The following is a 23,171-nucleotide window of genomic DNA, read 5'->3' as shown; positions in this document are numbered from 1 at the left end:
AAACTGTGCGGAGCGTCAATTGAAAATTCTGGTCGCGGTGAAGCGTGTGATCGACTACAACGTGAAGCCCCGTGTGAAATCCGACGGGTCCGGCGTCGATCTGGCCAACGTCAAGATGGCCATGAATCCGTTCGATGAAATCGCGGTCGAGCAGGCAGTCCAGTTGAAAGAAGCCGGGCTCGTCACTGAGATCGTCGTGATTTCCGCAGGCACCGCGCCGTCGCAGGAGGTCTTGCGCACAGCGCTGGCGATGGGCGCCGATCGAGCGATCCTGGTGGAGACGGCTGTCGAGTTGCAGCCGCTCGCGGTTGCCGAAGCTGGTGGCGGCGATTGTCGAGCGGGAGGCGCCGCAACTGGTGCTGCTCGGCAAGCAGGCCATCGACAACGATGCGGGTCAGACGGGCCAGAAACTCGCCGGCCTGCTCGGTTGGCCGCAAGCCACCTTCGCCTCGAAAACCGAACTCGCGGACGGCGTGCTGACCGTGACGCGCGAAATCGACGGCGGGCTCGAACGTGTCGCGCTCGATCTGCCCGCCGTGGTCACCACGGATCTGCGGTTGAATAGCCCGCGCTATGTGACGCTTCCCAACATCATGAAGGCGAAGAAGAAGCCGCTCGATACGCTCACGCCGGAAACCCTCGGCGTGGACGTCAAGCCGCGTCTGGTTGTGCTGGAAGTGACTGAGCCGCCGCCGCGCAAGAGCGGAATGATGGTGTCCGACGTTCAGGTGCTGCTCGAAAAACTTCGCAATGAAGCCAAGGTGATCTAACCATGTCCATTCTTGTTATTGCCGAACACGACAATGCCACGCTGCACCACGCGACGCTCAACGCGGTCACGGCCGCGACGCAGATCGGCGGCGAGATCCACCTGCTGGTTGCGGGCCACGAAGCTGCGGGAGCGGTGGCCGAGGCCGCGAAAAATCAGCGGCGTAAGCAAGGTTTTGCATGCGGACGCGCACGCGTATGCGCATGCGCTACCCGAAAATCTTGCGGCCCTGGTGGCGTCGCTCGCGCAACCGTACAGCCATGTGATTGCCGCATCGACTGCCGTCGGCAAAAATTTCATGCCGCGCGTCGCCGCGTTGCTCGACTGCGCGCAGATTTCCGAAGTCGTCGCCATCAAGGCAGCGGACACGTTCGTGCGGCCTATTTACGCCGGCAATGCGCTCGCCACCGTCCGCTCGGACGATCCGCTCAAGGTGCTGAGCGTGCGCACGACCGCCTTCGACGCCGCGCCCACGCAAGGCAACGCGCCAGTCGAAGCCGTGCCGGCAGTGCCTGCGTTTGAAGGGGCGCGCTTCGCCGGCCAGGAGCTGACGAAATCGGACCGGCCCGAACTGGCGGCCGCGAGCATTGTCGTTTCCGGTGGCCGCGGCATGCAGAACGGCGATAACTTCAGACTGCTCGACGCACTCGCCGACAAGCTCGGCGCGGCCGTCGGCGCCTCGCGCGCGGCGGTGGATGCGGGCTTCGTGCCGAACGACTACCAGGTGGGGCAAACTGGCAAGATCGTTGCGCCGCAGCTTTATATTGCGGTCGGCATTTCCGGTGCAATCCAGCATCTGGCCGGCATGAAGGATTCGAAGGTCATCGTGGCGATCAACAAGGACAGCGAGGCGCCGATCTTTCAGGTCGCTGACTACGGTCTCGCAGCCGATCTCTTCGAGGCCGTCCCGGCGTTCACGGCGGCGCTGGACTGACGTTGATCCGGATTGACAACGTTCTTGTAGCAAGTCTAGTATTTTGAACGACGTTCAGATATTCCGACCCGCAGGGCGCCGAATCGCGGTCTCCGGCGAACCGGGAAAAAGAATCCAGAATCGGCGCACAAGCCGGCGACACCATGAAGGAGATATCAATGCGTGACACGAATTCCAGTTCGGCTGGGCATGCCGTCCGCCTCGATTTCGTTCCCAAGGATAGTTATCTGTCGAAGCAGTTCCTCGACGCGGAAACGCGCAACCTGTGGCCGCGTGTGTGGCAGGTGGCGTGCCGGCTCGAAGAGATTCCTGGTGTCGGCGACTACGTCACGTTCGATGTGATCGGCGAGTCGATCATCGTGGTGCGCACCGCGGCCGGCCAGATCAAGGCCTACTACAACGTCTGCCAGCATCGCGGCCGGCGTCTGGCGAACGGTTGCGGCAAGGCGGTGAAGTTTCATTGCAACTACCACGGCTGGCAATGGAACCTCGACGGAAGCGTTGCGCGCGTGCTCGATCGCGGCGACTGGGAAGGCTGCCCGGATATGACCGACGGCGATCTGAGCCTGCAGGAAGTGCAGGTGGATACGTGGGGCGGGTTCGTGTTCATCAACATGGACCCGAACGCGGAGCCGCTCGCGAAGTTTCTCGACCCGGTGCCCGAAATCACGAACTGCTTCGAGTTCGAAAAGATGCGCTACCGCTGGTGCAAGTCGATCCGGCTGCCGTGTAACTGGAAGGTCGCTCTGGAGGCGTTCAACGAGGGCTATCACGTCTCGGCCACGCACCCGCAATTGCTCGACGTCGCCGGCGACGACGTCACCCGCAGTTTTTCCTATGGACGCCACGGCATGTTCGGCTACGCGACAGCCACGCGTATGATCGGCGCGCCTTCTCCGCGGACCGGCAAGCCGATGCCGGAGGACGTGCGCCAGGGCCTGGTCAATTTCTTCAAGGTGATGGAAGACACGCTGAAGGCGATCAATTCCGCGCGCGACTATGAAGCGTCCAAACGTCTGCTGACCGAAATGGAGCCGAACGGCAACCAGTTCGAAGTGCTGGCGAAGGCCATGGAGTTCCAGCGCGAGGCAGCCGTTGCCGAAGGTGCGGGATGGCCCGACATCTCGTTCGAGCAGATGGGCCGTGCGGGCGCGGACTGGCATGTATTCCCGAACCTGATTTTCCTGCCGTATCCGGACGGTGCGCTGTTCTATCGCGCGCGGCCCGACGGCGATAACCCCGACTCCTGCATTTACGACATCTGGTCGCTGGTCCGCTACGCGCCGGGCGCCGAGCCGCCGCTCAAGCGCGAGTTTTACCACGGTGTCGACGACTGGAAGCAGAACGCGCTGGAGAATTTCGGTCTCATCCTGTGGCAGGACTTCCAGAACATGACGAACGTGCAACAGGGCATGAAATCGCGTGGTTTCAAGGGCTCGCGCACGAACCCGTTGCAGGAGACGTCGGTGTCTAACTTCCACCGCGCGCTGCGGGAATTCATCGCGCAAGGGGAATGAGCATGACCGCCTGGGATGCAAGCTATGACTTCGTGGTGGTCGGCAGCGGCGGGGGTTCGATGTGCGCGGCGCTTGCGTGCAGTAAGGCAGGCAAGGAGGCGCTCATCATCGAGAAGCAGGCGAAAGTAGGCGGCTCGACGGGTTACTCGGGCGGCGTCTGGTGGCTGCCCAACAATCATGTGATGAAGCGTCACGGTGTGCAGGACTCGTACGAGCGCGCGCGCGAATACTTCGATGCGGCAGTTAGCTATCAGGGGCCCGGAACATCGGCGGCTCGCCGCGAGGCGTATTTGCGCACGGGCCCGAAGATGGCCGAGTTTCTCGAACAGCAAGGCATGCAGTTCGTCTATGCCGACGGCTGGTCGGACTACTACGACACGCTGCCCGGCGGCGAGCCACGCGGGCGCTCGTTGCTGGCCAAACTGTTCGACATCAGTGAGCTGGGCGAGTGGGCGCCGAGGCTCTCGCGCTACAAGGGGCCGTCGATTCCCGCCAACTCGAATGAGTTTCCCGAGTTGTTCCTGTTAAAGCGCACGTGGGGCGGCAAACGCAAGGCGATGCAGCTCGCGGGCCGCATGCTGTATCAGAAGGTGACGGGAAAGCAACTGGTTGCGAACGGCGCCGCGATCCAGGGGCGCATGCTGCAAATGGCATTGCGTGCGGATATTCCTATCTGGACCGATACGCCCGTGCGCGATCTCATCATCGAGAACGGGCGGGTTACCGGCGTCGTCGCGGTGCGCGGCGGGCAGGAAATGCGTGTGCGCGCGAGAGAGGGCGTGTTGTTGAATGCAGGCGGCTTTTCACATAACGCGGAGATGCGCCGCAAATATCAGCCGCAGCCTTCGTCGAGTCACTGGACGAACGCCAACCCTGGCGACACCGGCGAAATTATCGAAGCCGCCGTGGCGATCGGCGGGGCGGTGGATTGCATGGAAGAGGCGTGGTGGGTCGTGACCTCGCTCGGCCCGAACGAGACGCTGCCTGAAGGCGCGCGCGCGTCCGATGGATCGCCTCTGCCTTTCATGCACCACCTCGATCTGTCGCTGCCGTTTTCGATCATGGTCGATCAGGACGGTCAGCGCTTTTGCGATGAAGCTGGCGCCTATATGGAGATCGGTCAGCGCATGTACCAGCGCCAGAAGGAAACCGGCAAGGCCGTGCCGAGCTGGGTGGTGATGGACAGCCGTCAGCGCAAGTACTACCCGTGGGGCTCGGCGATGCAGGGCCAGATTCCGCAGCAATGGCTGGATAGCGGCTACATGATCAAGGCGGAATCGATCGACGAACTGGCCGCGAAATGCGGCATCGACGCGGCCGGTCTGAAGGAGACCGTGACGCGCTTCAACGACTTCTGCGCGACCGGCGTGGACAGTGATTACGGTCGCGGTTCGCGTGCCTTCGACCGCTGTCACGGCGACCCGACCATCAAGCCGAACCCGAACCTCGGTCCGATCGAGCAGGCGCCGTTTTACGCGGTCCGCATGTATCCCGGCGATGTCGGCACGGCAGGCGGACTTGTCACGGATGAATATGCCCGCGTACTGAAAGAAGACGGCACGGTGATTCCGGGACTCTACGCGACAGGCAATTGCACGGCGTCCGTAGTCGGCCGCTGCTATCCCGGCGCGGGCAGCAGCATCGGCGCGTCGTTCGTATTCGGCTACATCGCCGCGCTGCACGCCAGCGGCGCACAAACGATCTGGTGATCGAAGGAGGCCTTCGCATGAAAGTCCATCAACCGCCCAGCAGCGAAGTACTGGTCGACATCTATCGGCGCATGGCGCTCATCAAGCAGAACGACGAGCGGTTTCGCGCGGTCATCAAGTCCGGCAAGCTTGTCATGCCGTATTACTCGCCGCGCGGGCAGGAGGCGATTCCGTCGGCGGTGTCGGTGTGTCTCACCGATGAAGACTACATCTGCACGATCTATCGCGGCGTGCACGACATGATCGCCAAGGGCGTGCCGCTCAAGGATCTCTGGGCCGAACTGGGTGGCCGCGTCACCGGCACCTGCAAGGGCAAGGGCGGGCCGATGCACGTCACGCATCCGGCGTCCGGCGTGATGGTCACGACGGGGATTGTAGGCAGCTCGATGCCCATCGCGAACGGTCTCGCGCTGGCCGCGCAGATTCGAGGCGAGCGGCGCGTGGCGGTCGCCTATTTCGGCGACGGCGCGGCCAACATCGGCGCGTTCCACGAGTCGCTGAACATGGCGTCGGTCTGGAGGCTGCCCGTCGTTTTCGTCTGCCAGAACAACGGCTATGCCGAACACACGAAGTACGCGTATGGCACCTCCGTGCCGAACATCGCGCAGCGCGCCGTGGCGTATCAGATGCCCGGCATTACCGTCGACGGCAACGATCCGCTCGCGATGCATCGCGTGGCGCGCGAGGCGATCGACAGGGCGCGTGACGGCGGCGGCCCGACGCTGATCGAAGCCAACACGTTCCGCTTTCACGGTCATGTGTTCGGCGACCCGGATGCCTACATGGACAAGGACGAAAAAGCGGCGTGGGTCGCCAAAGATCCGGTGCCGCTCTTTCGCGCCTGGCTGATCGCGGCGAAGCACGCGAGCGAAGCGCAACTGGCGGAAATGGAAGCCGCTCACAACGCGGAGATCGACGCAGCCGTCGAGTTCGCGCTGGCCAGCGACTATCCGGACGTCGCCGAACTGCGGCGCGACATCTTCAAGGACGAGGTGCTTGCATGAGCCCGACAGCGACCGACATCAATACGATTCAGGCCGTCAATCTTGCACTCGACGAGGCGATGGCCGCCGACGTCAACGTCATCGTGCTCGGCGAGGACGTGGCCGACGGGCAGGAAGGCGGCATCGTCGGCGTGACCAAGGGGCTGTCGACGAAGTACGGCACCTCGCGCGTGAGGTCGACGCCCATTTCCGAGCAGGCGATCATCGGTGCGGCGATTGGCGCGTCGATCGTCGGCATGCGCCCGGTGGCCGAGATCATGCTGATGAACTTCACCGCCGTCGCGATGGACATGATCGTGAATCACGCTGCGAAGCTGCGCTTCATGTCGGGCGGCCAGACGCACGTGCCGCTCGTGATTCGCACGATGACCGGTGCGGGGTTCGGCACCGGCGGGCAGCACGCCGACTATCTGGAAGCGTGGTTCGCGCACGTCGCGGGCCTCAAGGTGGTGGCGCCGTCCACGCCCGCCGATGCCTACGGCCTGATGCTTTCCTGCATCGAAGATGACGATCCGTGCCTCTTCATTGAGAACATGCCGACCTACTGGAACCCCGGCAAGACGCCCGAGCGTGGCGTGCGCATTCCGCTTGGCAAGGCCAATGTCGTACGCGGCGGCACGGATGTGACAGTCGTCAGTTTATAGCCGCCGCGTGCACGACGTGATAACGGTTGCGGAACAACTCGGCAAGAGCGGCATCTCGTGCGAGGTGATCGATTTGCGCACCATTTCGCCGCTGGATATGGAAACGATCCTCACATCGGTGGCGAAGACGGGCCGCGCCGTCGTCGTGCACGAGGCGGTCAAACCCTTCGGCGTGGGCGCGGAAATCGCGTCGCGTATTTATGAATCGCTGTTTCGTGAACTGAAGGCGCCGGTACAGCGCGTCGGTTCGCAGTTCTGCCCGGTGCCGTTTTCGAAGCCGCTCGAAGATGCCTTCGTGCCGGGCGCGGCGGAGATCGAAGCAGCGATCCGCGCGACACTCGACGACACGGGTTCGCGAACCTCGTCCCAGTTTTCATGAGCTTAAAGGGAACACTTATGTCCACACAGGTTCTGCTTCCAAAGCTGGGTTTTTCGATGAACGAAGGCACGCTGACCGAATGGCTGCTGCCCGACGGCGCGACCGTCGCTGAAGGCGAGGCGCTTTACGCGCTGGAGAGCGACAAGTCGGTGCAGGAAGTAGAGTCGCCGGCTTCGGGAACGCTCAAGATCGTCGCCCAGATAGGCGAGGTGTATCCGGTCGGCACGGTGCTCGCCGAAATCGTCTGATCCGTTGGCCGTCATTCACGTTGGTCGAATCCGTTTAGCGAGGCATCCGCAATGAGTGTCGAATCCGTTTCCGCGCCGCCACCCGCCAAAGCGCCTGCCGTCGTCGCCGGTTCGCCGCCCGCCGATATCGGCGCGAATCTGCCGCCATGGCCGCAGGTCGACTTCGCCGAGTTCGGCGACGTCGAGATCACGCCGCTTTCACGCATACAGAAGCTCACAGGTGCGTTCCTGTCGCGCAACTGGCTGACGATTCCGCATGTCACGCATCAGGACGATGCCGATATCACGATACTCGAGCTGTTTCGAAACGCGTATAACGAAGGCGGAGCGACGACGAAGCTGACGCCGCTGGTGTTCCTCATCAAGGCCGTGGTGCGTGCGTTGCAGGCGTTTCCGCAATTCAATGCTTCGCTGGATGGCGACGGCAAGAACCTCGTGCTGAAGAAGTACTTTCACATTGGCGTGGCGGTCGACACGCGCTTCGGCCTGCTGGTGCCGGTGCTCCGAGACTGCGACAGGAAGAGCGTCGTGGAACTGGCGGCGGAACTGGCGGCGGTCTCGGCGAAGGCGCGCGAGAAGGGTCTTTCGATGGCGGAGATGTCGGGCGGCTGCTTCTCGATCAGTTCATTGGGCGGGCTCGGCGGCACGGGTTTCACGCCGATCATCAATGCCCCTGAGGTGGCGATTCTCGGCGTAACGAAGACCCGTCTGATGCCGCAGCCCGCCGAGGCGGGCGGTGTGGACTGGCGCAAGACGCTGCCGCTTTCGCTGAGCTACGACCACCGTGTGATCAACGGCGCGGACGCGGCTCGCTTTACGGCCTTTATCGCCACGATGCTCGCGGACCCGAGTGCGCTTGCCGCGTGAGGCCGCGACACCAGACATCGAAGGACAGGATCGAGATGAAAACGCTTGGGGAGATGATAGAGCGCAATGCCCGTTTCCATACGGACAAGGAAGCGCTGGTTTTCGGCAACCGGCGTGTGACTCACGGCGAGCTGGCGGAGCGTGCCCGCCGTTTCTCGGACGCGCTGTATCAGCAGGGCTTGCGTCGCCAGGACCGGGTTGCGGTGCTGGCGATGAATTGCGCCGAATACTACGACACGTATCGGGCCTGCGAATGGGCCGGGTTTCTGGTGACCACCATCAATTTCCGGCTTTCGCCTGCGGAAATCTCGCACATTCTGAAGGATGCGGCGCCGAAAGTGCTGGTCTTCGAGGCGCAGTACACCACAGTGGTGGAGAGTCTTCGCGTGCAGATGACGGACATCGAACGGTATATCTGCATCGGTGATGCGCCGTCGTGGGCGCTCTCGTTCGATTCCACCATGCAGGCAGGGTCGCCCGATGGACCGCCGATCCGCTCGCAGCCAGACGATTTTGCGTATCTGATCTACACCAGCGGCACGACGGGCCGCCCGAAGGGCGTGGTCCGCACGCATCGCGCAATGTGCGCGACGGCGGAGAGCTGCGCGCTCGTCACCGAATTCTCCGGGCACTCGCGCGTGTTGCAAACCACGCCGGCGTTTCATGTAGGTGGAATCGGCTATGTGAACGCGGTCGCGTGGATGGGCGGCGCGACCGTACTGCATCGCGGCTTCGAGCCGAAGGCGATGCTCGAAACGATCCAGGCCGAACGTATTACGTTTACATTCCTCGTCTCCGCCATGCTGCAGGCGTTGCTCGATGTGCCGGAGCTGCTGTCCTACGATGTATCGAGTATTGAGAACATCACGACGGCCGCCGCGCCGGTGCCTGTTCCGCTGCTCCAGCGAGGCATCGAAGTGCTGGGCCCGGTATTTTCGGTTCAGTACGGAATGACCGAAAGCAATGCCTGCTGGCTGCCCGCACGTGAAGTGCGGCCGCATGGCACGCCGGAGGAAATCCGGCGGCTGGCTTCGGTCGGCCATCCCTGTCCGGGCATCGAATTGCGCATCGTCGACGATAACGGTATCGACCTTCCGCAAGGACAGACCGGCGAAGTCTGGCTGCGTTCCGCGACCCAACTCGCGGGTTACTGGAACAACAGCGTGGCGACGGTCGAAGCGTTGCGGGACGGCTGGTATCGCAGCGGCGACATGGGCTATCAGGACAGCCACGGCTATGTCTTTCTGGTCGACCGCAAGAAAGACATGATCATCTCGGGCGGTGAAAACATCTACAGCCGCGAAGTCGAAGAAGCGTTGCTTCAGCATCCCGCGGTGATCGATGCGGCGGCGATCGGTGTGCCGCACGAAAAATGGGGCGAATGCGTGAAGGCGATTGTCGTGCTGCGCGCGGGCGAAATGGTTCAGGAGGCGGATCTGATCGCGTTTTGCCGCGAGTTGATCGCCGGCTACAAATGTCCGAAGTCCATCGAGTTTGTCGACGAACTTCCACGTCTGCCGACCGGCAAGATCAGCAAGGTCGTATTGCGTCAGCGCTTCAGCCGCTGAAAGCGCGTGGCGGCCATGCCGTTTTTTTCGAACGAGAGTGAATCATGGGCAAATGGCTCAAAAGCACAGAATGGGTTCAATTCGACGTCGCCGAGCGTGTCGCTCGAATCACGCTGGATCGCCCGGACAAACGCAATGCGATCAACGGTGTCCTGCTGCGCGAGTTGAAAGAGGCACTGCTCGAGGCCGACGATCTGAAGTCGGTCAACGTGATCGTTTTGTGCGGCGCGGGCAAGGATTTCTGCGCCGGTTACGACCTTGTCACGACATACTCGGACCGCGCGGCGGAGCAGATCGATCCGGGTGAGTATCGCGGCACGGTACGCAGTTTCGACGACGACTGCTGGTCGATGGAGCGTCAGGCGGAAACCGTCAACCTGATGGCGGAGATTCACAAGCCGATCATCGCGCAGGTGCATGGCAATTGCCTCGCGGGCGGCACGGACCTCGCGCTTGCGTGCGACATGGTGCTGGCGGCGGACAACGCGCGGATCGGTTTCCCGGCCACGCGTGCCAACGGTTCGCCACCGGCGCACATGTGGTTCTATCACGTCGGTCCGCAGTGGGCGAAACGACTGCTGCTGTCGGGCGATTCATTGACGGGCCGCGACGCCGCAAGAATCGGTCTCGTGATGGACGCCGTACCGGCCGATCAACTCGACGCGGAAGTGTCCGAACTGGCGCGGCGGCTGTCCTTTGTCGACACCGACCTGCTATCGGCGAACAAGCGGATCGTGAACCTCGGTCTTGAACTGGCGGGGGCGCGCGCGTTACAACGCCTTGCTGTAGAAAACGATGCGCGCGCACATCAGAGCCAGGGACCGCGCCGCGCGCAGTTCAAGGCCGACATGGAGGCCGACGGTCTGAAGGAAGCGCTCAGGCGTCGCGACGAGCCTTTCGGCGACGGCATGATCAAGCTGCATGCGCGCGGTGAATGAAGCGCCCGCGCGGCACGCGTGCGCCTTTGCGCCAACCCACTGACCCACTGAAGACCGCTAAATCATGGACGTCGAATTTTCACTGCAAGGCGCGGTTGCGACGGTCTGTCTGAACCGGCCCGAGAAGCTCAACGCGTTGACGCCGGACATGCTGACCATGCTGATGGCGCATCTCGATCGCATCGAGCGCGATCCGGAAATCCGTGCGGTCATCCTGACGGGCGCGGGCCGTGCATTTTGCGCCGGCGCCGATATCAGGGGCAGCGGCGCAGCGCCGCCGCCGATGAGCGTGTCGCATGCGCACCAGTCGATGGCCGTCTTCCAGCAAATCGCGCTGCGTCTCTACAACCTCGACAAGCCGGTGGTTGCGGCGGTACGAGGCGTGGCGGTGGGTATTGCATGGAGCTATGCACTCTGCGCTGACCTGCTGCTGGCATCGGACACGGCCCAGTTCATTCCGGCGTTCCTGATGCGAGCGACACTGCCGGAAGGCGGTATGGTGCATCTTCTCGCGCGCCACTGCGGTGAATTTCGCGCGAAGGAAATCATGTATCTCAACCGCAAGCTGACGGCTCAGGAGGCGTTGGCGTGCGGCCTCGCGAATCGTGTGGTCGAGGACGACAAGCTGATGCAAGCCTCTGAAGAACTCGCAGCGGAATTGGCCGCGATGCCGACGTTCTCGATCGGGCTGACCAAGCAGTTGTTCCGTTCGAACGCCGGCAGCATGGAAGAGTTTCTCGTTCAGGAGCTGAATTCCGTGGCACTGGCCGTGAATTCCGAAGATGCCGCCGAGGGGCGGCTTGCCGCGCGCGAAAAGCGCACGCCTACGTTCAAAGGGCGCTAGGCCGATTACATAGTCCGACGCAAGCGGCCTTGAGTGCGGGCACACGGCGAACCGTGAAGCCCGGCTTGGGAGCGGAGCAGGGCATAGCAGGAGGAGTCAGGCATGCATTTCGAGTACAGCCCGGAAGACGAAGTATTTCGTCAGGAAGTCAGGCAGTTCTTGCAGGAGCAGTTGCCCCCTGCGATCGCGCATCGCTGGAGGAACGGTGCGCATCCGCCATTGAAGGAAGACATCCGCACGTGGCAGCGCATTCTGCACGCGCGCGGATGGGGCGCGCCGCATTGGCCGCTGGAACACGGCGGAACCGGCTGGTCGGGCTTCCGCAAGCATATCTTCATGGAGGAGCTGTACAACGCGGACGCGATGGATTACGGCTGGCAGGGCACGCACATGGTCGCGCCCGTCATCATTGCGTTCGGTTCGGACTGGCAGAAGAAGCGCTTTCTGCCGGGCATTCTCTCCGGGGACGAATTCTGGTGCCAGGGTTTCTCCGAGCCGAATGCGGGCTCGGACCTGGCAGGTCTGCGGACCACCGCCGCACTCGACGGCGACGAATATGTGATCAACGGCCAGAAGATCTGGACCAGCGACGCCACGATTGCCGAGTGGGGATTCTTTCTCGTCAAGACGGACACGACGGTCAAGCCGCAGCGCGGCATCTCGTTTCTGCTTGTGAAGATGGACACGCCGGGCATCACGGTACGCCCGATCGTTTCAATCGAAGGCGGAACGGGCCTGAATGAGGTCTTTCTGGAGAACGTGCGCGTGCCGCGCGCGCATCTGGTGGGCGAAGCGGGCATGGGCTGGACCTACGCGAAATATCTGCTCGAAAAGGAACGCACGACGAGCGCGTTTCTGTATTTCAACAAGCGCGAACTGCAACGCGCGAAAGACATCGCCGCGCAGGAGAGAGTGAATGGTGTTCGTCTGATCGATACTCCGGAATTTGCCCGCAAGCTCGCGTCGGTCGAAGTCGATCTGCTGGCGCTCGAATGGTCGGTATTGCGAATCCTCGCCGACGAAAAGCACACCCGCAATCTCGATGCGGTCGTGTCTGCGCTGAAGATCAGCGGCTCCGAAATGCAGCAGCGCGTCACCGAGTTGCAGATCGACGCACTGGGTCCGCGCAGCATGCGCTTCCAGCAGCACGCGGACTGGCCCTTCGACGATCCGTCATCCGACGATGCCTGGCCAGGCTACGTGGCGGGCCGCACGACGGGTTATCTCATTGCCCGTGCATCGACCATTTACGGCGGTACGCGGGAAGTGCAGAAGAACATTATCGCCCGCCTCGCCTTTGGACTTTGACCATGGACTTCAATCTCTCCGAAGAACAATTGATGCTGAAGGACGGCGTGGAGCGATTCATCCAGCAGGAGTACGGATTTGAAACGCGCCGCGAGATTGCCGCAAGCGAAGAGGGTTTTAGCCGCGAACGCTGGCGGGATTACGCGGAACTGGGCTGGCTCGGCCTGACACTGCCCGAAGACGTAGGCGGGCTTGCCTGCTCGTTCATCGAGACGGCCATTCTGATGGAAGCGTTCGGCCGTGGCATGGTACTCGAACCCTTCGTACACACTGCGCTGCTGTGCGCGACGATCGTCGATCGCAGTGGCTCGCAAGCGGCGCGGGAGACTCTGTTGCCCGCCGTGATCGAAGGGCGGCTGCTGCTCTCACTGGCCGACAGCGAGGCGGGCTCGCGATTCGAGCTGGGCTGCGATGCGCATACCTGCGCCCGCAAGACGCCAGGCGGCTATACGCTGAGCGGCGCCAAGACCCTTGTGATCGCGGGCGGATCAGCGGACAAGTTGCTCGTGACCGCACGGCTCGGCGATTCGGCGCAAGGACCCGCGATTTTCATCATGGACCGCCGCGCGGCTGGCGTGAACTGCCGTACGTATCGTCTGCTCGATGGGGCACGCGCCGCAGACATCGAGTTTCGCAATGTCGAACTGGATGAAGCGGCGTTGTTGTGCGCTCCGGATCGCGCGTGCGAATCGCTCGAGGCCGCGGCGAGTCTGGCGACGCTTGCGAGCGTGGCCGAGATACTCGGCGTCATGGAAGCCGTGATGGAAATCACCGCCGACTATATCAAGGCGCGCGTGCAATTCGGCCAACCAATCGGCAAATTCCAGGCGCTGCAACACCGCATGGCCGAAATGTTCGTTGCCGTGCAGGAGACCCGCTCGATGCTCTATTGCGGCATCGCACATCTCGACCGGCCGGCCGTGGAGCGCAACCGCGCGATATCGGCTGCCAAGGCTGTCGCGGGGCGTGCGAGCCGCTTCGTCTGTGCGCAAGGCATCCAGTTGCATGGCGGTATGGGAATGACCGACGAATATCAGGTCGGCCACTACTTCCGCAAGATGACGATGACGGAGAAAATGTTCGGTGACATCGACTTTCATCTCGCGCGTTTCGCTGCGGCGCATTGAACCGGGCACGTTTTAAATCACGAGGAAACTGGCATATGTCGCGACTCAATGGAAAGATTGCCATCGTCACGGGGGCCGCGTCGGGTATCGGTGCGGCGTGTGCCGCGCGGCTCGCCGCCGAAGGCGTAAAGGTGGTGGTGGCGGACCGCAATTTCGACGGGGCCGGCGCGCAGGCCCGGCGCATCCAGGAGAGCGGGGGCGAGGCGCTTGCCGCGCAGGTCGATATCGGCGACGAGGCTTCGATCGCCGCGATGTTCGCGCTGACCCGCGAAACATGGGGAGGCCTCGACGTGCTGCATAACAACGCGGCCGCAACATCGCTGTCGAGCACCGTCGATGCAGCCGTTGAAGCCGTCGACGTCTCCGTCTGGGACGATACGATGCGTATCAACTTGCGCGGTACCATGCTGGCGTCGCGCTACGCGATCCCGCTCATGCGCGCGCGCGGGGGCGGGTCGATCATCAACACGTCATCGGGCGCCGCGCAGGCGGGCGCGCTCGGCTATAGCGCGTATGGCGTGTGCAAGGCCGGCATCGAAGCGTTGACGCGCTATGTCGCCGCGCAGCACGGCAAGGAGGGGATTCGCTGCAACGCCATCGCACCGGGCCTGATCGTGACGCCCGCCACAGTGGGCCACTACGCGGGGCCGGTGGGCGAGATGATGCTCAGCCATCACCTCACGCCGCGGCTCGGGCAGCCTGAAGACATCGCGCATGCCGTGGTATATCTGGCTTCCGACGAGGCTGCCTTCGTCACGGGGCAAATCATCAACGTGGACGGTGGCCTGCTGTCTCATCAGCCGTACTATGCGGACGAAATCCGTGCCCGCGCCGCAAGCGGCGTGACGATCGGCGCGCGGAGAACGACATGACGACGGAGCCGGACCTTCTGGCGCGCATCGACCGTATCGAAGCGCAACTGACGATCCAGCAGTTGCCCATGCGCTATGCGCTGGCTGTCGATTCGCGCGACCTCGACAGCCTGGTTGCGCTCTTCACCGACGACGTGAATTGCGGCCGCTGGGGTAGCGGCCGCGCCGCGCTGAAAACGTTTTACGGGTCCGAGCATATTCTTCGCGGCTTCTACCGGAGCATTCACCAGATCTGCGGACACGCAATCGATCTGCTCGATCCCGATCATGCGAGCGGCCACGTGTATTGCCGCGCGGAGCACGAGGACAACGGCAAATGGGTGGTCATGGCGATCTGCTACTTCGATCACTACGTGCGTCGCGACGGCAAGTGGTTTTTCGAACGCCGCGACGAACGCCACTGGTATTCGACCGACTGGCTCGAACGGCCGGGCACGCCGCGCTTTCAGAACTGGCCTGGCAAGTACGAAAGCGATAAGTACCAGCCGCGCCTGCCTCAGTCGTTCCCAACGTGGGCGTCGTTCTGGGAGGCGAGCGAGCCGGCCACGATCGGCGCGCTCACACAGTCCCCTTGACGGTCGGCGAAGCAGAGCGCGCTGCTGGCGCGCTCGCTCAGGCGGTGTTGGGCAGGCGAACCACCAGCCCGTCGAGCTCCGGTGTGATATTGATCTGACACGTGAGGCGGCTGTTGTCCCTCACGTCCATCGCGCAGGTCAGCATGTCGATTTCATACGGTTCGGCGGCCGGCATGTGGCTCACCCACGCTTCATCGACGTAGGCGTGACAGGTCGCGCAACTGCAACTTCCGCCACAATCGCCGAGAATGCCAGGCACCTGATGATTGACCGCGGTCTGCATGACGGATTCGCCGACGTTCGCAGATGCGGCGGCCTCGCTGCCGTCCGGTTGAATGAATCTAATGATGGGCATGATGTGGTTGGATAGAGGAAGGTCGGTCAGACTGCGGGAAGCAGGCTTTTGAGCGGGATCGAATCGTCGGCGAGTTCGGCGGCTCGCACCGGAATCTTCTCGCCGACAAAACGTTTGGCCAGCATGAATTCCTGCGGACGGCTGACGGTATCGGCGGCGAGCATCACGCCTTCCTTCAGGTAGAACGCCGAGAAAGAACGGTCTTGCGGCTCGCCGCGCAGCACGAGTTCGTCATAGCCTTGGGAGAGGCCGACCATCTTCAGCTTCAGATCGTATTGGTCGGACCAGAACCATGGCACGCTGTTGTACACGCGCGTCTTGCCGCAAAGCGTGGCCGCCGCCGTGCGCGCCTGCTCCATTGCGTTGGGAACGGACTCGAGCCGCAAGCGCCGGCCGAGCAGTCCGTTGGGATGGTTGGTGCAGTCGCCGATGGCGAAGATGTCGGGATCGGACGTACGGGTGTGCTCATCCACGACGATGCCGTTGTCGACGATAAGACCCGCTGCCTCTGCAAGTTCCGTGGCGGGTTGCAGGCCGACACCCACGATGACGAGATCCGCGGGGATGCGTGAGCCGTCGGCGCAGGCAACCGCTGATACGGCATCGCCCGACGCATCCAGTTCGAAACCGCTGACCGCCGTACTGGTGCGCACGTCGACGCCGGCTTCGCGGTGCACCTGTTCGTAGAACGTCGAGAGCTCAGGCGCGGTGACGCGTGCGAGTACACGCGGCAATGCTTCCAGAACGGTGACATGCAGGCCGCGCTTCACCGCGATCGCCGCGACTTCCAGACCGATATATCCGCCACCGACGATAACGAGGCGCGCGCCGGCATGAAACTGCATACGGATGCGCGCGACATGATCGAGCGTGCGCAGATAATGAAAATTGGCTTGCTTTTCGATTGCTTCGATACCCGGCAACGCAAGCCTCCTCGCGTGTCCACCGGTCGCGATCACGAGTTTCGTATAGCCGATTTCACGGCCGTCCGACAAGGAAACCGTATGCGCCGCGCGGTCGATGCGCTCGGCCCGCGTACCCGGAATGAACTCGATTTGCGCCTTGTCGTAAGTGGCTTGTGGCTTCAGATAAAGCTGTTCGGCGTTCAGTTCGCCCGAGAGGAATGCCTTCGACAACGGCGGCCGTTGATACGGCAGATGCGGCTCCTCGCCGACCAGCACGATGCGGCCCGCCCATCCCTGATCGCGAATGCTGGTTGCGCATTCGCCGGCAGCATGGCCGGCACCGACGATCAGCGCAGTGTCTTCTGGGGCTGCAGTGGTCATGAAGGCGAACTCCTGTCTCACGTCACCGTTGTGTGTTTCGTGACGCATGAATAGCTCTTGTAATTTGTGAATACTGTTCTTAATTGTGAACGTTTCCGTGGGCAGCTGTCAATGCTCGTGAATCCGGGGAGGACGAGATGGCGGTGTAAGTGCATCGATTCCGCCAACAGCGAAGCGAACGAGGTACGTATGCATCCGTTCGATCTCAGCCAACGACAGTGGCGCAGCACCTGCGTTCGAACTCGCCTTTGCGGCACGCGCATACAACTCATTCAGCACGAGATGAAATACCGATTCGACAAAACCCTGCACCAGCCTGATCGCGCCGGAATCCGCCGTGGGTAGCGCAAGCGCAAAGGCTTCGCGATAGCGCGCAGCGGCTGGCGAATACTGATCGTAGAAGGGCGCCGTCAGGTCGGGCCGTTCGAGCAGGCAACCGGTTTGCGTCAGCAACCGGAGATAGTTGTGCCAACCGCGCTCGCCGTTCTTCAAATGTTCGAACGCGGGCGTAGACAGTGCGGTAACAATCGCCTCGATGCCGGGTGGCACGTCGCCCGTGGCACCCAGCAACGGATCGAGCGAAGCGATCACCTGCTGGCTGATTGCCCCCGCGCGCCGAGCGATCGCTTCGCGAAACAGCGCGTCCTTGTTGCCGAAGTGATAGCGCGCAAGGCTGAATTCCAGACCGCAGGCCCGCATGATGTCGCGGATCGACGTGCCGAAGTAACCATGCAGCGCAAAGAGTTCTTCGGCGGTATCGAGAATGCGCTCGGCGGTCGTTCGCCGGGCGAGCGCGACGGGTTCGGTCGTGGTGGCAGTTGCGTTTGCGCTTGCAGCGCGCGCGGAGATGTTGCCGCGAGACGGCATGGTTTGATTCCTTGTAGTCGGCAGCGACGATGTCCCCGGTCGCTGATTTTGACACGATCTTTCGACAACAAATTTTCTTGCACAACCGTGCAAAGTCGAACATAGTTCATATATTAGCACCGTGCGGCGACTCTGCGTGCGAGCCTTTTTGACTTCATCAATTCAATGACAGGAGACGGCATCATGGGCGAGCGCCTGAGACTTCAGGATTTCGACGATCCTGCGTTCAATCCCTTTTTCGAAGATTCCCTGGCCTACGGCGCGCATAGCGATCCTTATCCGCGCATTGCCGCGTTGCGCGAGCAAGGCTCGGTGCAGAAGGGGGATTACCGTGTACTCATGGGCACGCATGCCGACCTGACCATGTCCGACGTCGAGCATTACTGTGTGTTCGGCTATGACGAGGTGGCGCAGGTGCTGGGCGATCCGGCGACGTTTTCGAACCGCTCTTACGAACGCAATATCGGTATCAGTTTCGGCCGCAGCATTTCGACCATGGACGCGCCCGAGCATCCACGCTATCGCCGCATTTTTCAGAAAGCCTTTCTGCCCAATACCGTGGCTGCATGGGGCGATACGCTGGTCGATCCGGTAGTGAGCGACCTGATGGAAAGGTTCACCGGCCGCGGTCATGCCGACCTCGTGCAGGAATTCACGCTGCACTATCCGTTCAACATCATTTACCGTCAGTTGGCGCTGCCGCCGGAAGACGTTGGGGTGTTTCACAAGCTCGCCATCGCGCAGACGCTCGTCTCGGTCGATATCGAGCACGGCGTCGAAGCGTCGACCAAGCTGGGCCGCTACTTCGCACAACTCGTCGCGCAACGCCGGGAAAGTCCAGGCGACGATCTCGTCAGCATGCTGGCCACCGCTGAAGTCGAAGGCGAGCGCTTGCCCGAAGAGGTCGTCATCTCATTCCTCAGGCAACTGGTGAATGCGGGCGGCGATACGACCTATCGTGCGACCAGCGTCTTGCTGCTTGGCTTGTTGCGCAATCCGGATCAGCTGAACGCGGTGCGTCTCGACCGCACGCTCGTGCCGCGAGCCATCGAGGAGGCGTTGCGCTGGGACGGACCGGTATTGATGCAATCCCGCATGGCGGCGCGCGATGTGACATTGGGCGGCGTCGAGATTCCTGCGGGCGCATTCCTCGACGTGCTCGCCGGTAGCGCCAATCGCGATCCCAGCCGTTTCCCGGACCCCGATCGCTTCGATATTTTTCGCACCGGCACACATCGGCATTTCGCATTCGCGTACGGGCCGCACGTCTGCATAGGCCAGCATCTAGCGCGCGTCGAGATGACCCGCGCACTCAACGCTATCCTCAATCGCTTGCCGACCTTGCAGCTCGATCCCGAGGCGCCCGCGCCGCTGATCAACGGAATCATGATGCGCGTGCCGCATTCGATTCCGGTCGTGTTCGATCCGGTTTGAACCTCCGCCGGAGATTGAACCGATGACCGGATTCGACTATATCGTCGTGGGTGCGGGGAGCGCTGGATGCGTGCTGGCCTATCGTCTGTCCGAGAATGGGCGCCATCAGGTGCTGTTGATCGAGGCGGGCCCTGAGGACGCGAGCCAACTCATTCGAATGCCGAAAGGATTTGGCAAGCTGCTCGGTGATCCCGCTCACGCGTGGTTCATTCCGGTGCAGCCGGAGGGCGGCAATGGCCATCGCAACGAAGTCTGGTTGCGCGGCAAGATGCTCGGCGGATCGAGCAGCATCAACGGCATGGTGTACATGCGCGGTCACCCCGAAGATTATGACGGGTGGGCGGCGCTCGGTGTGGAGGGCTGGGGATGGCAGGACGTGGCGCCATGCTTCAGGCGCATCGAAGACCACGCGCTGGGCGCCGATGAACTACGCGGCGCGGGCGGCCCGCTGAAAGTTTCGCTTCATGCACAGCGTAGCCGTCTCGATGAGGCAGTGCTCGAGGCCTGTCAGTCGCTTGGTGTGCGGCGTCTCGAAGACATCAACCGGCTCGATCACGAGGGTGTCGCGTATTTAACCTACACGATCCGCAACGGGCGACGGCAGAGTTCCGCGGAAGCCTTTCTCAAACCCGCGAGGAAGCGCAAAAACCTGACTGTCATCACGGGCACGGAAGTCAGTCGAGTTCTCTTCGAGAGCACTCGCGCCGTGGGCGTGCAATGCAAGCGCGGCGGCGTCGAGGCCACCTACAAGGCCAAACGCGAGGTTGTGCTGTCAGCGGGCGCGCTGGAGACGCCAAGGCTATTGCAACTCTCCGGCGTGGGCGATCCCGAGCATCTGCAGCCGCTGGGTATCCACGTGATTGCCGCGAGCCCTGGGGTTGGGCAGAACATGCGCGAACATTTGCTGTACATGATGCAGGCGCGCCTCGGACAATGGCGCGATTCGCAGAACCGGGAGTTTGCCGGAGTTCGTCTATGGCGCAATGCAATGCGCTATTTTCTGTTCCATAGTGGCGTCCTTGCGCTCGGTTCGTATCCGGTGGGCGGCTTTGTTAAAACCGGGCCCGGCGCCACCCGGCCCGACGTGCAATTGATGATGGCGCCGCATTCACTCGATTTCAGCGCAGGCGGGTATGGCTTCGAACCGTTCCCCGGCATGCAGCTATTCAGCTATCCGCTGCGGCCCGAGAGCCAGGGGCACGTGCGGATCGTATCGGGTGAGCACAACACGCCGCCGGAAGTGGCAGCCAATTATCTCGCCGATCCCTACGACCGGCGACTCGCGATCAACGCATTCCGGCTGATGCGCCAGGTGTTCGCAGCGAAGCCGTTGGCTGATCTGCTGGACGGGGAAACGCGACCCGGTTTCGAGATTCAATCCGACGACGAAATCCTCGACCTGTACCGGCGCGAAGGCCAATCGGGCTATCACGCCTGCGGCACCTGCAAGATGGGTGGCGATCGCCTTGCCGTGCTCGATTCGCGGCTACGCGTGCGGGATGTCGACGGACTGCGCGTGATGGATCTGTCCGTCACGCCGACGATGATTTCCGGCAACACGAACGGCCCGATGATGGCCATGGCCTGGCGGGCCGCCGACCTGATTCTGGAGGACGCACGATGACCCGGCCTCACGCGATTCATGCGGCTCGTGCGTCCACGCAAATTCATTTTCCGGGAGACATCACCCCATGGACGTATCGAGCCACACGTTGCATGACACGAAAATCGTCCAGCAGGCGCTGGACTATGCGACCCGCGAAGGCGGTGAAACCGGTGTGCAGGTCGCGGCTTATCTGAACGGCAAACTGGTGGTCGACGCATGGAGCGGAGTGGCCGATCCTGCGACGGGACGCCTCGTGGACGGCGAGACGCTGTTCAATGTCTACTCCGTGACCAAGGCCGTTGCGGCCACGGCGCTGCACATCCTGGCCGATCGCGGCCACATCGATTATGACGCGCCTGTTGCGCGCTACTGGCCGGAATATGGTGTGCGCGGCAAGGCACGCACGACGGTTCGCGATGTGCTGACGCATCGAGCGTGCGTCCCGCAGATGCCGGAGGGCGTGACGCCCGCGAGAATGTGCGACTGGAACTGGATGACGGCTGCGATCGCCGATCTGGAACCGCTGGCGGAACCGGGCACGAAGACGCTTTATCTGTCGATGACCTTTGGCTGGATCGTCGGCGAACTGGTGAGGCGGGCCGATCCGCAACGGCGTTCGCTGGGGCGCTTCGTGCGTGAGGAAATCGCGGAGCCGCTTGGCATTTCCGACCTCTGGATCGGCATCCCGGACGCGGCCGAGTCGCGCATCGCCAGGGCTCATCGACGCAATGGTGCCGGTGCCGGCGGAATATTTGCCGCCGCTTTTCCTCGCGTCGATGCCCGAGGAGGTGGCGCTCAATCCAACTGTCTTTGAGCGGGCCGATGTGCGTCGTGCGGAAGTGGCCGGCGTCGGCGGCATTTTCAACGCGCGCAGCGAAGCGTGCTTCTGGGCGATGCTGGCTGGCGGCGGCGAAATCGACGGCGTGCGGCTGCTGTCAAAAGAGCTTGTCGCGACGCTGAATACGCCGCGAGCGAACAGTGAAGAACCCGATCCGGTCATGTTCGGCTTCCCGATTCCGATCACCATCGGCGGATTCTGGTTCGGGGGCGCGCATCCGCCAGTGACGGCGGTTCATTCGCCGCGTGCGTTGTGTCATCCGGGGCAGGGCAACTCGATCGGCTGGGCCGATCCCGACACCGGCCTCGCCGTTGCGATTTGCCACAACAAGCTGTTCAATCCTGCCTCGCCGGAAGAAGATCCGTTGCTGCCCATCGCGAAGGCGATCCGCCAGGCGTTGAACCTGAGCTAGCCGACGTCGCTGGCGTGACCGGCAGTTGTTCGCTTTTGCTGGCGGCTCTGCGGCTGCCTCGTTCGAGGTTGCCGCAAAGACAACGAGCCCAGCGCGTGAAAAACGCGCGTTAAACCGGATCCCAAGGCGTCAGCGTGAGCGAAGGCACGTTCGGGAAGAAGCTGGATTCGAAGGCGGGCATGACCTGATCGGCGATCGATTCCGGCGTCCAGCCAGCGTCGCGGTGCAGCGAACGCACCATGCGGATCTGGTTGAAAAAATAGATTTCATTCGCGCGCACGCCGAAGATTTGCCCCGACACCTTCGCGGCACGATCCGATGCGAGGTAAACCGCGAGCGGCGCCACCTTGCGCGATTCCATTTTCTTCATGATCTCGACGCGGGCCTTTTGCTCCGGCGTGTCGGACGGAATCGACGCGGTCATCGCAGTCCATGCCCACGGTGCAATACAGTTCGAGCGCACGTTGAACTTCGCCATGTCGAGTGCGATCGACTTCGACAAACCCACGACGCCCATTTTCGCGGCCGAGTAGTTGGCCTGGCCGATATTGCCGATCAGGCCGGACGTCGAGGTCATGTGCACATAGCTGCCGCCGTTCTGCGCCTTGAAGTGCGGCGCGGCAGCGCGCGCCACAAAAAACGAACCATTCAGATGCACGTCGACGACGGCCTTCCATTCTTCCGGGCTCATGTTGAAGAACATCCTGTCGCGCACGATACCGGCGTTGTTGACCACGCAGTCGATCCGCCCGAACGTATCTAAAGCAGCCTGCACGATCTTTTGCGCCGAGTCCCATTCGGCGACGCTGTCGGTACTGGCAACCGTTTCGCCGCCTGCTTCCCTGATTTCCGCGACGACGCGATGCGCCGCGAACTCGCCGCTTTCCACATGGCGTCCCAGATCGTTGACCACCACCTTCGCGCCAGCCGCAGCGAACTGCAGCGCGAAATCGCGGCCGATGCCGGCCCCCGCTCCCGTTACCACCACAACCTTGTCTTTCACGATATCGCTCACTGTCGTCTCCAATTCGTTACGGGCGTTGATGTAGAAAGTTCGCGGATCTATAATA

Annotated in this window: 20 protein-coding genes and 3 pseudogenes; 19 read left to right on the top strand and 4 right to left on the bottom strand. The window is 62.4% G+C overall.

Annotation, left to right across the window (positions count from 1 at the left end; genetic code table 11):
• Nucleotides 1-19: 19 nt before the first annotated feature.
• The 15 genes and pseudogenes from B0G76_RS27230 (at nt 20) to B0G76_RS27160 (ending at nt 15,303) form a co-directional block, all read left to right on the top strand.
• A pseudogene (locus B0G76_RS27230) lies at nt 20-770 on the top strand (electron transfer flavoprotein subunit beta/FixA family protein).
• A 2-nt stretch (nt 771-772) separates the two neighbouring features.
• Nucleotides 773-1,703 (top strand): annotated as a pseudogene (locus B0G76_RS27225) (electron transfer flavoprotein subunit alpha/FixB family protein).
• A gap of 158 nt (nt 1,704-1,861) precedes the next feature.
• On the top strand, nt 1,862-3,220 hold the full coding sequence (locus B0G76_RS27220; RefSeq protein ID WP_120296857.1) for an SRPBCC family protein: 1,359 nt from the start codon (nt 1,862-1,864) through the stop codon (nt 3,218-3,220).
• A gap of 2 nt (nt 3,221-3,222) precedes the next feature.
• The gene (locus B0G76_RS27215) at nt 3,223-4,929 is read left to right on the top strand and encodes an FAD-binding protein (RefSeq protein ID WP_259460744.1); all 1,707 of its coding nucleotides are present in this window, start codon (nt 3,223-3,225) and stop codon (nt 4,927-4,929) included.
• 17 nt (nt 4,930-4,946) lie between these two features.
• Nucleotides 4,947-5,933, top strand: a complete 987-nt coding sequence (locus B0G76_RS27210; RefSeq protein WP_120296855.1) for a thiamine pyrophosphate-dependent dehydrogenase E1 component subunit alpha — start codon at nt 4,947-4,949, stop codon at nt 5,931-5,933.
• Nucleotides 5,930-6,956, top strand: a pseudogene (locus B0G76_RS27205) (alpha-ketoacid dehydrogenase subunit beta). The gene B0G76_RS27210 and the pseudogene B0G76_RS27205 overlap by 4 nt, the downstream one beginning before the upstream one ends.
• A 17-nt stretch (nt 6,957-6,973) precedes the next feature.
• The gene (locus B0G76_RS27200) at nt 6,974-7,204 is read left to right on the top strand and encodes a biotin/lipoyl-containing protein (protein WP_120295231.1); all 231 of its coding nucleotides are present in this window, start codon (nt 6,974-6,976) and stop codon (nt 7,202-7,204) included.
• Between the two features lie 51 nt (nt 7,205-7,255).
• Nucleotides 7,256-8,071, top strand: a complete 816-nt coding sequence (locus B0G76_RS27195) for a 2-oxo acid dehydrogenase subunit E2 (RefSeq protein WP_120295230.1) — start codon at nt 7,256-7,258, stop codon at nt 8,069-8,071.
• 35 nt (nt 8,072-8,106) lie between these two features.
• Nucleotides 8,107-9,639 carry a class I adenylate-forming enzyme family protein gene (locus tag B0G76_RS27190; protein WP_120295229.1) on the top strand — a complete coding sequence of 511 codons (1,533 nt, stop codon included), beginning with the start codon at nt 8,107-8,109 and terminating at the stop codon, nt 9,637-9,639.
• Between the two features lie 44 nt (nt 9,640-9,683).
• Nucleotides 9,684-10,577 (top strand): crotonase/enoyl-CoA hydratase family protein, encoded by an 894-nt coding sequence (locus tag B0G76_RS27185; protein ID WP_120295228.1) that lies wholly within the window; start codon nt 9,684-9,686, stop codon nt 10,575-10,577.
• 64 nt (nt 10,578-10,641) lie between these two features.
• Nucleotides 10,642-11,421, top strand: coding sequence for an enoyl-CoA hydratase/isomerase family protein (locus B0G76_RS27180; RefSeq protein WP_120295227.1), 780 nt, complete (start codon nt 10,642-10,644; stop codon nt 11,419-11,421).
• 102 nt (nt 11,422-11,523) lie between these two features.
• Nucleotides 11,524-12,729: an acyl-CoA dehydrogenase family protein gene (locus tag B0G76_RS27175; RefSeq protein WP_120295226.1), complete on the top strand. Its 1,206-nt coding sequence runs from the start codon at nt 11,524-11,526 to the stop codon at nt 12,727-12,729.
• Nucleotides 12,730-12,731: 2 nt separating this feature from the next.
• On the top strand, nt 12,732-13,856 hold the full coding sequence (locus tag B0G76_RS27170) for an acyl-CoA dehydrogenase family protein (RefSeq protein ID WP_120295225.1): 1,125 nt from the start codon (nt 12,732-12,734) through the stop codon (nt 13,854-13,856).
• A gap of 35 nt (nt 13,857-13,891) precedes the next feature.
• The gene (locus B0G76_RS27165) at nt 13,892-14,728 is read left to right on the top strand and encodes an SDR family oxidoreductase (RefSeq protein ID WP_120295224.1); all 837 of its coding nucleotides are present in this window, start codon (nt 13,892-13,894) and stop codon (nt 14,726-14,728) included.
• Nucleotides 14,725-15,303 (top strand): nuclear transport factor 2 family protein, encoded by a 579-nt coding sequence (locus B0G76_RS27160; RefSeq protein WP_120295223.1) that lies wholly within the window; start codon nt 14,725-14,727, stop codon nt 15,301-15,303. Before B0G76_RS27165 ends, B0G76_RS27160 begins: the two co-directional genes overlap by 4 nt.
• 37 nt (nt 15,304-15,340) lie before the next feature.
• On the opposite strand, the gene B0G76_RS27155 is transcribed toward B0G76_RS27160, so the two are convergent.
• The 3 genes from B0G76_RS27155 to B0G76_RS27145 all read right to left on the bottom strand — a co-directional run bounded on the left by B0G76_RS27155 (nt 15,341) and on the right by B0G76_RS27145 (nt 17,811).
• A complete protein-coding gene (locus B0G76_RS27155) occupies nt 15,341-15,658 on the bottom strand; it encodes a 2Fe-2S iron-sulfur cluster-binding protein (protein WP_120295222.1) in 318 nt (105 codons plus the stop codon).
• 26 nt (nt 15,659-15,684) lie between these two features.
• Nucleotides 15,685-16,944 carry an NAD(P)/FAD-dependent oxidoreductase gene (locus B0G76_RS27150; protein ID WP_120296854.1) on the bottom strand — a complete coding sequence of 420 codons (1,260 nt, stop codon included), beginning with the start codon at nt 16,942-16,944 and terminating at the stop codon, nt 15,685-15,687.
• Between the two features lie 108 nt (nt 16,945-17,052).
• Nucleotides 17,053-17,811, bottom strand: coding sequence for a TetR/AcrR family transcriptional regulator (locus tag B0G76_RS27145; protein WP_120295221.1), 759 nt, complete (start codon nt 17,809-17,811; stop codon nt 17,053-17,055).
• Between the two features lie 183 nt (nt 17,812-17,994).
• Here B0G76_RS27145 and B0G76_RS27140 point away from each other — a divergent pair, with 183 nt between their 5' ends.
• The 4 genes from B0G76_RS27140 (at nt 17,995) to B0G76_RS44155 (ending at nt 22,101) form a co-directional block, all read left to right on the top strand.
• Nucleotides 17,995-19,245 (top strand): cytochrome P450, encoded by a 1,251-nt coding sequence (locus B0G76_RS27140; protein WP_120295220.1) that lies wholly within the window; start codon nt 17,995-17,997, stop codon nt 19,243-19,245.
• Nucleotides 19,246-19,267: 22 nt separating this feature from the next.
• Nucleotides 19,268-20,869, top strand: a complete 1,602-nt coding sequence (locus tag B0G76_RS27135; RefSeq protein ID WP_120295219.1) for a GMC family oxidoreductase — start codon at nt 19,268-19,270, stop codon at nt 20,867-20,869.
• Between the two features lie 67 nt (nt 20,870-20,936).
• On the top strand, nt 20,937-21,665 hold the full coding sequence (locus tag B0G76_RS44160; protein WP_259460743.1) for a serine hydrolase domain-containing protein: 729 nt from the start codon (nt 20,937-20,939) through the stop codon (nt 21,663-21,665).
• Nucleotides 21,640-22,101 carry a beta-lactamase family protein gene (locus B0G76_RS44155; protein WP_259460742.1) on the top strand — a complete coding sequence of 154 codons (462 nt, stop codon included), beginning with the start codon at nt 21,640-21,642 and terminating at the stop codon, nt 22,099-22,101. The genes B0G76_RS44160 and B0G76_RS44155 overlap by 26 nt, the downstream gene beginning before the upstream one ends.
• 109 nt (nt 22,102-22,210) lie before the next feature.
• On the opposite strand, the gene B0G76_RS27125 is transcribed toward B0G76_RS44155, so the two are convergent.
• On the bottom strand, nt 22,211-23,116 hold the full coding sequence (locus tag B0G76_RS27125; RefSeq protein WP_120295218.1) for an SDR family NAD(P)-dependent oxidoreductase: 906 nt from the start codon (nt 23,114-23,116) through the stop codon (nt 22,211-22,213).
• Between the last annotated feature and the right edge of the window lie 55 nt (nt 23,117-23,171).

Origin of the sequence: Paraburkholderia sp. BL23I1N1 (genome assembly GCF_003610295.1) — a bacterium.
GTDB lineage: Bacteria > Pseudomonadota > Gammaproteobacteria > Burkholderiales > Burkholderiaceae > Paraburkholderia.
Note: the sequence above shows the minus strand (reverse complement) of the source record. Positions and strands in the feature narration are given on the sequence as shown.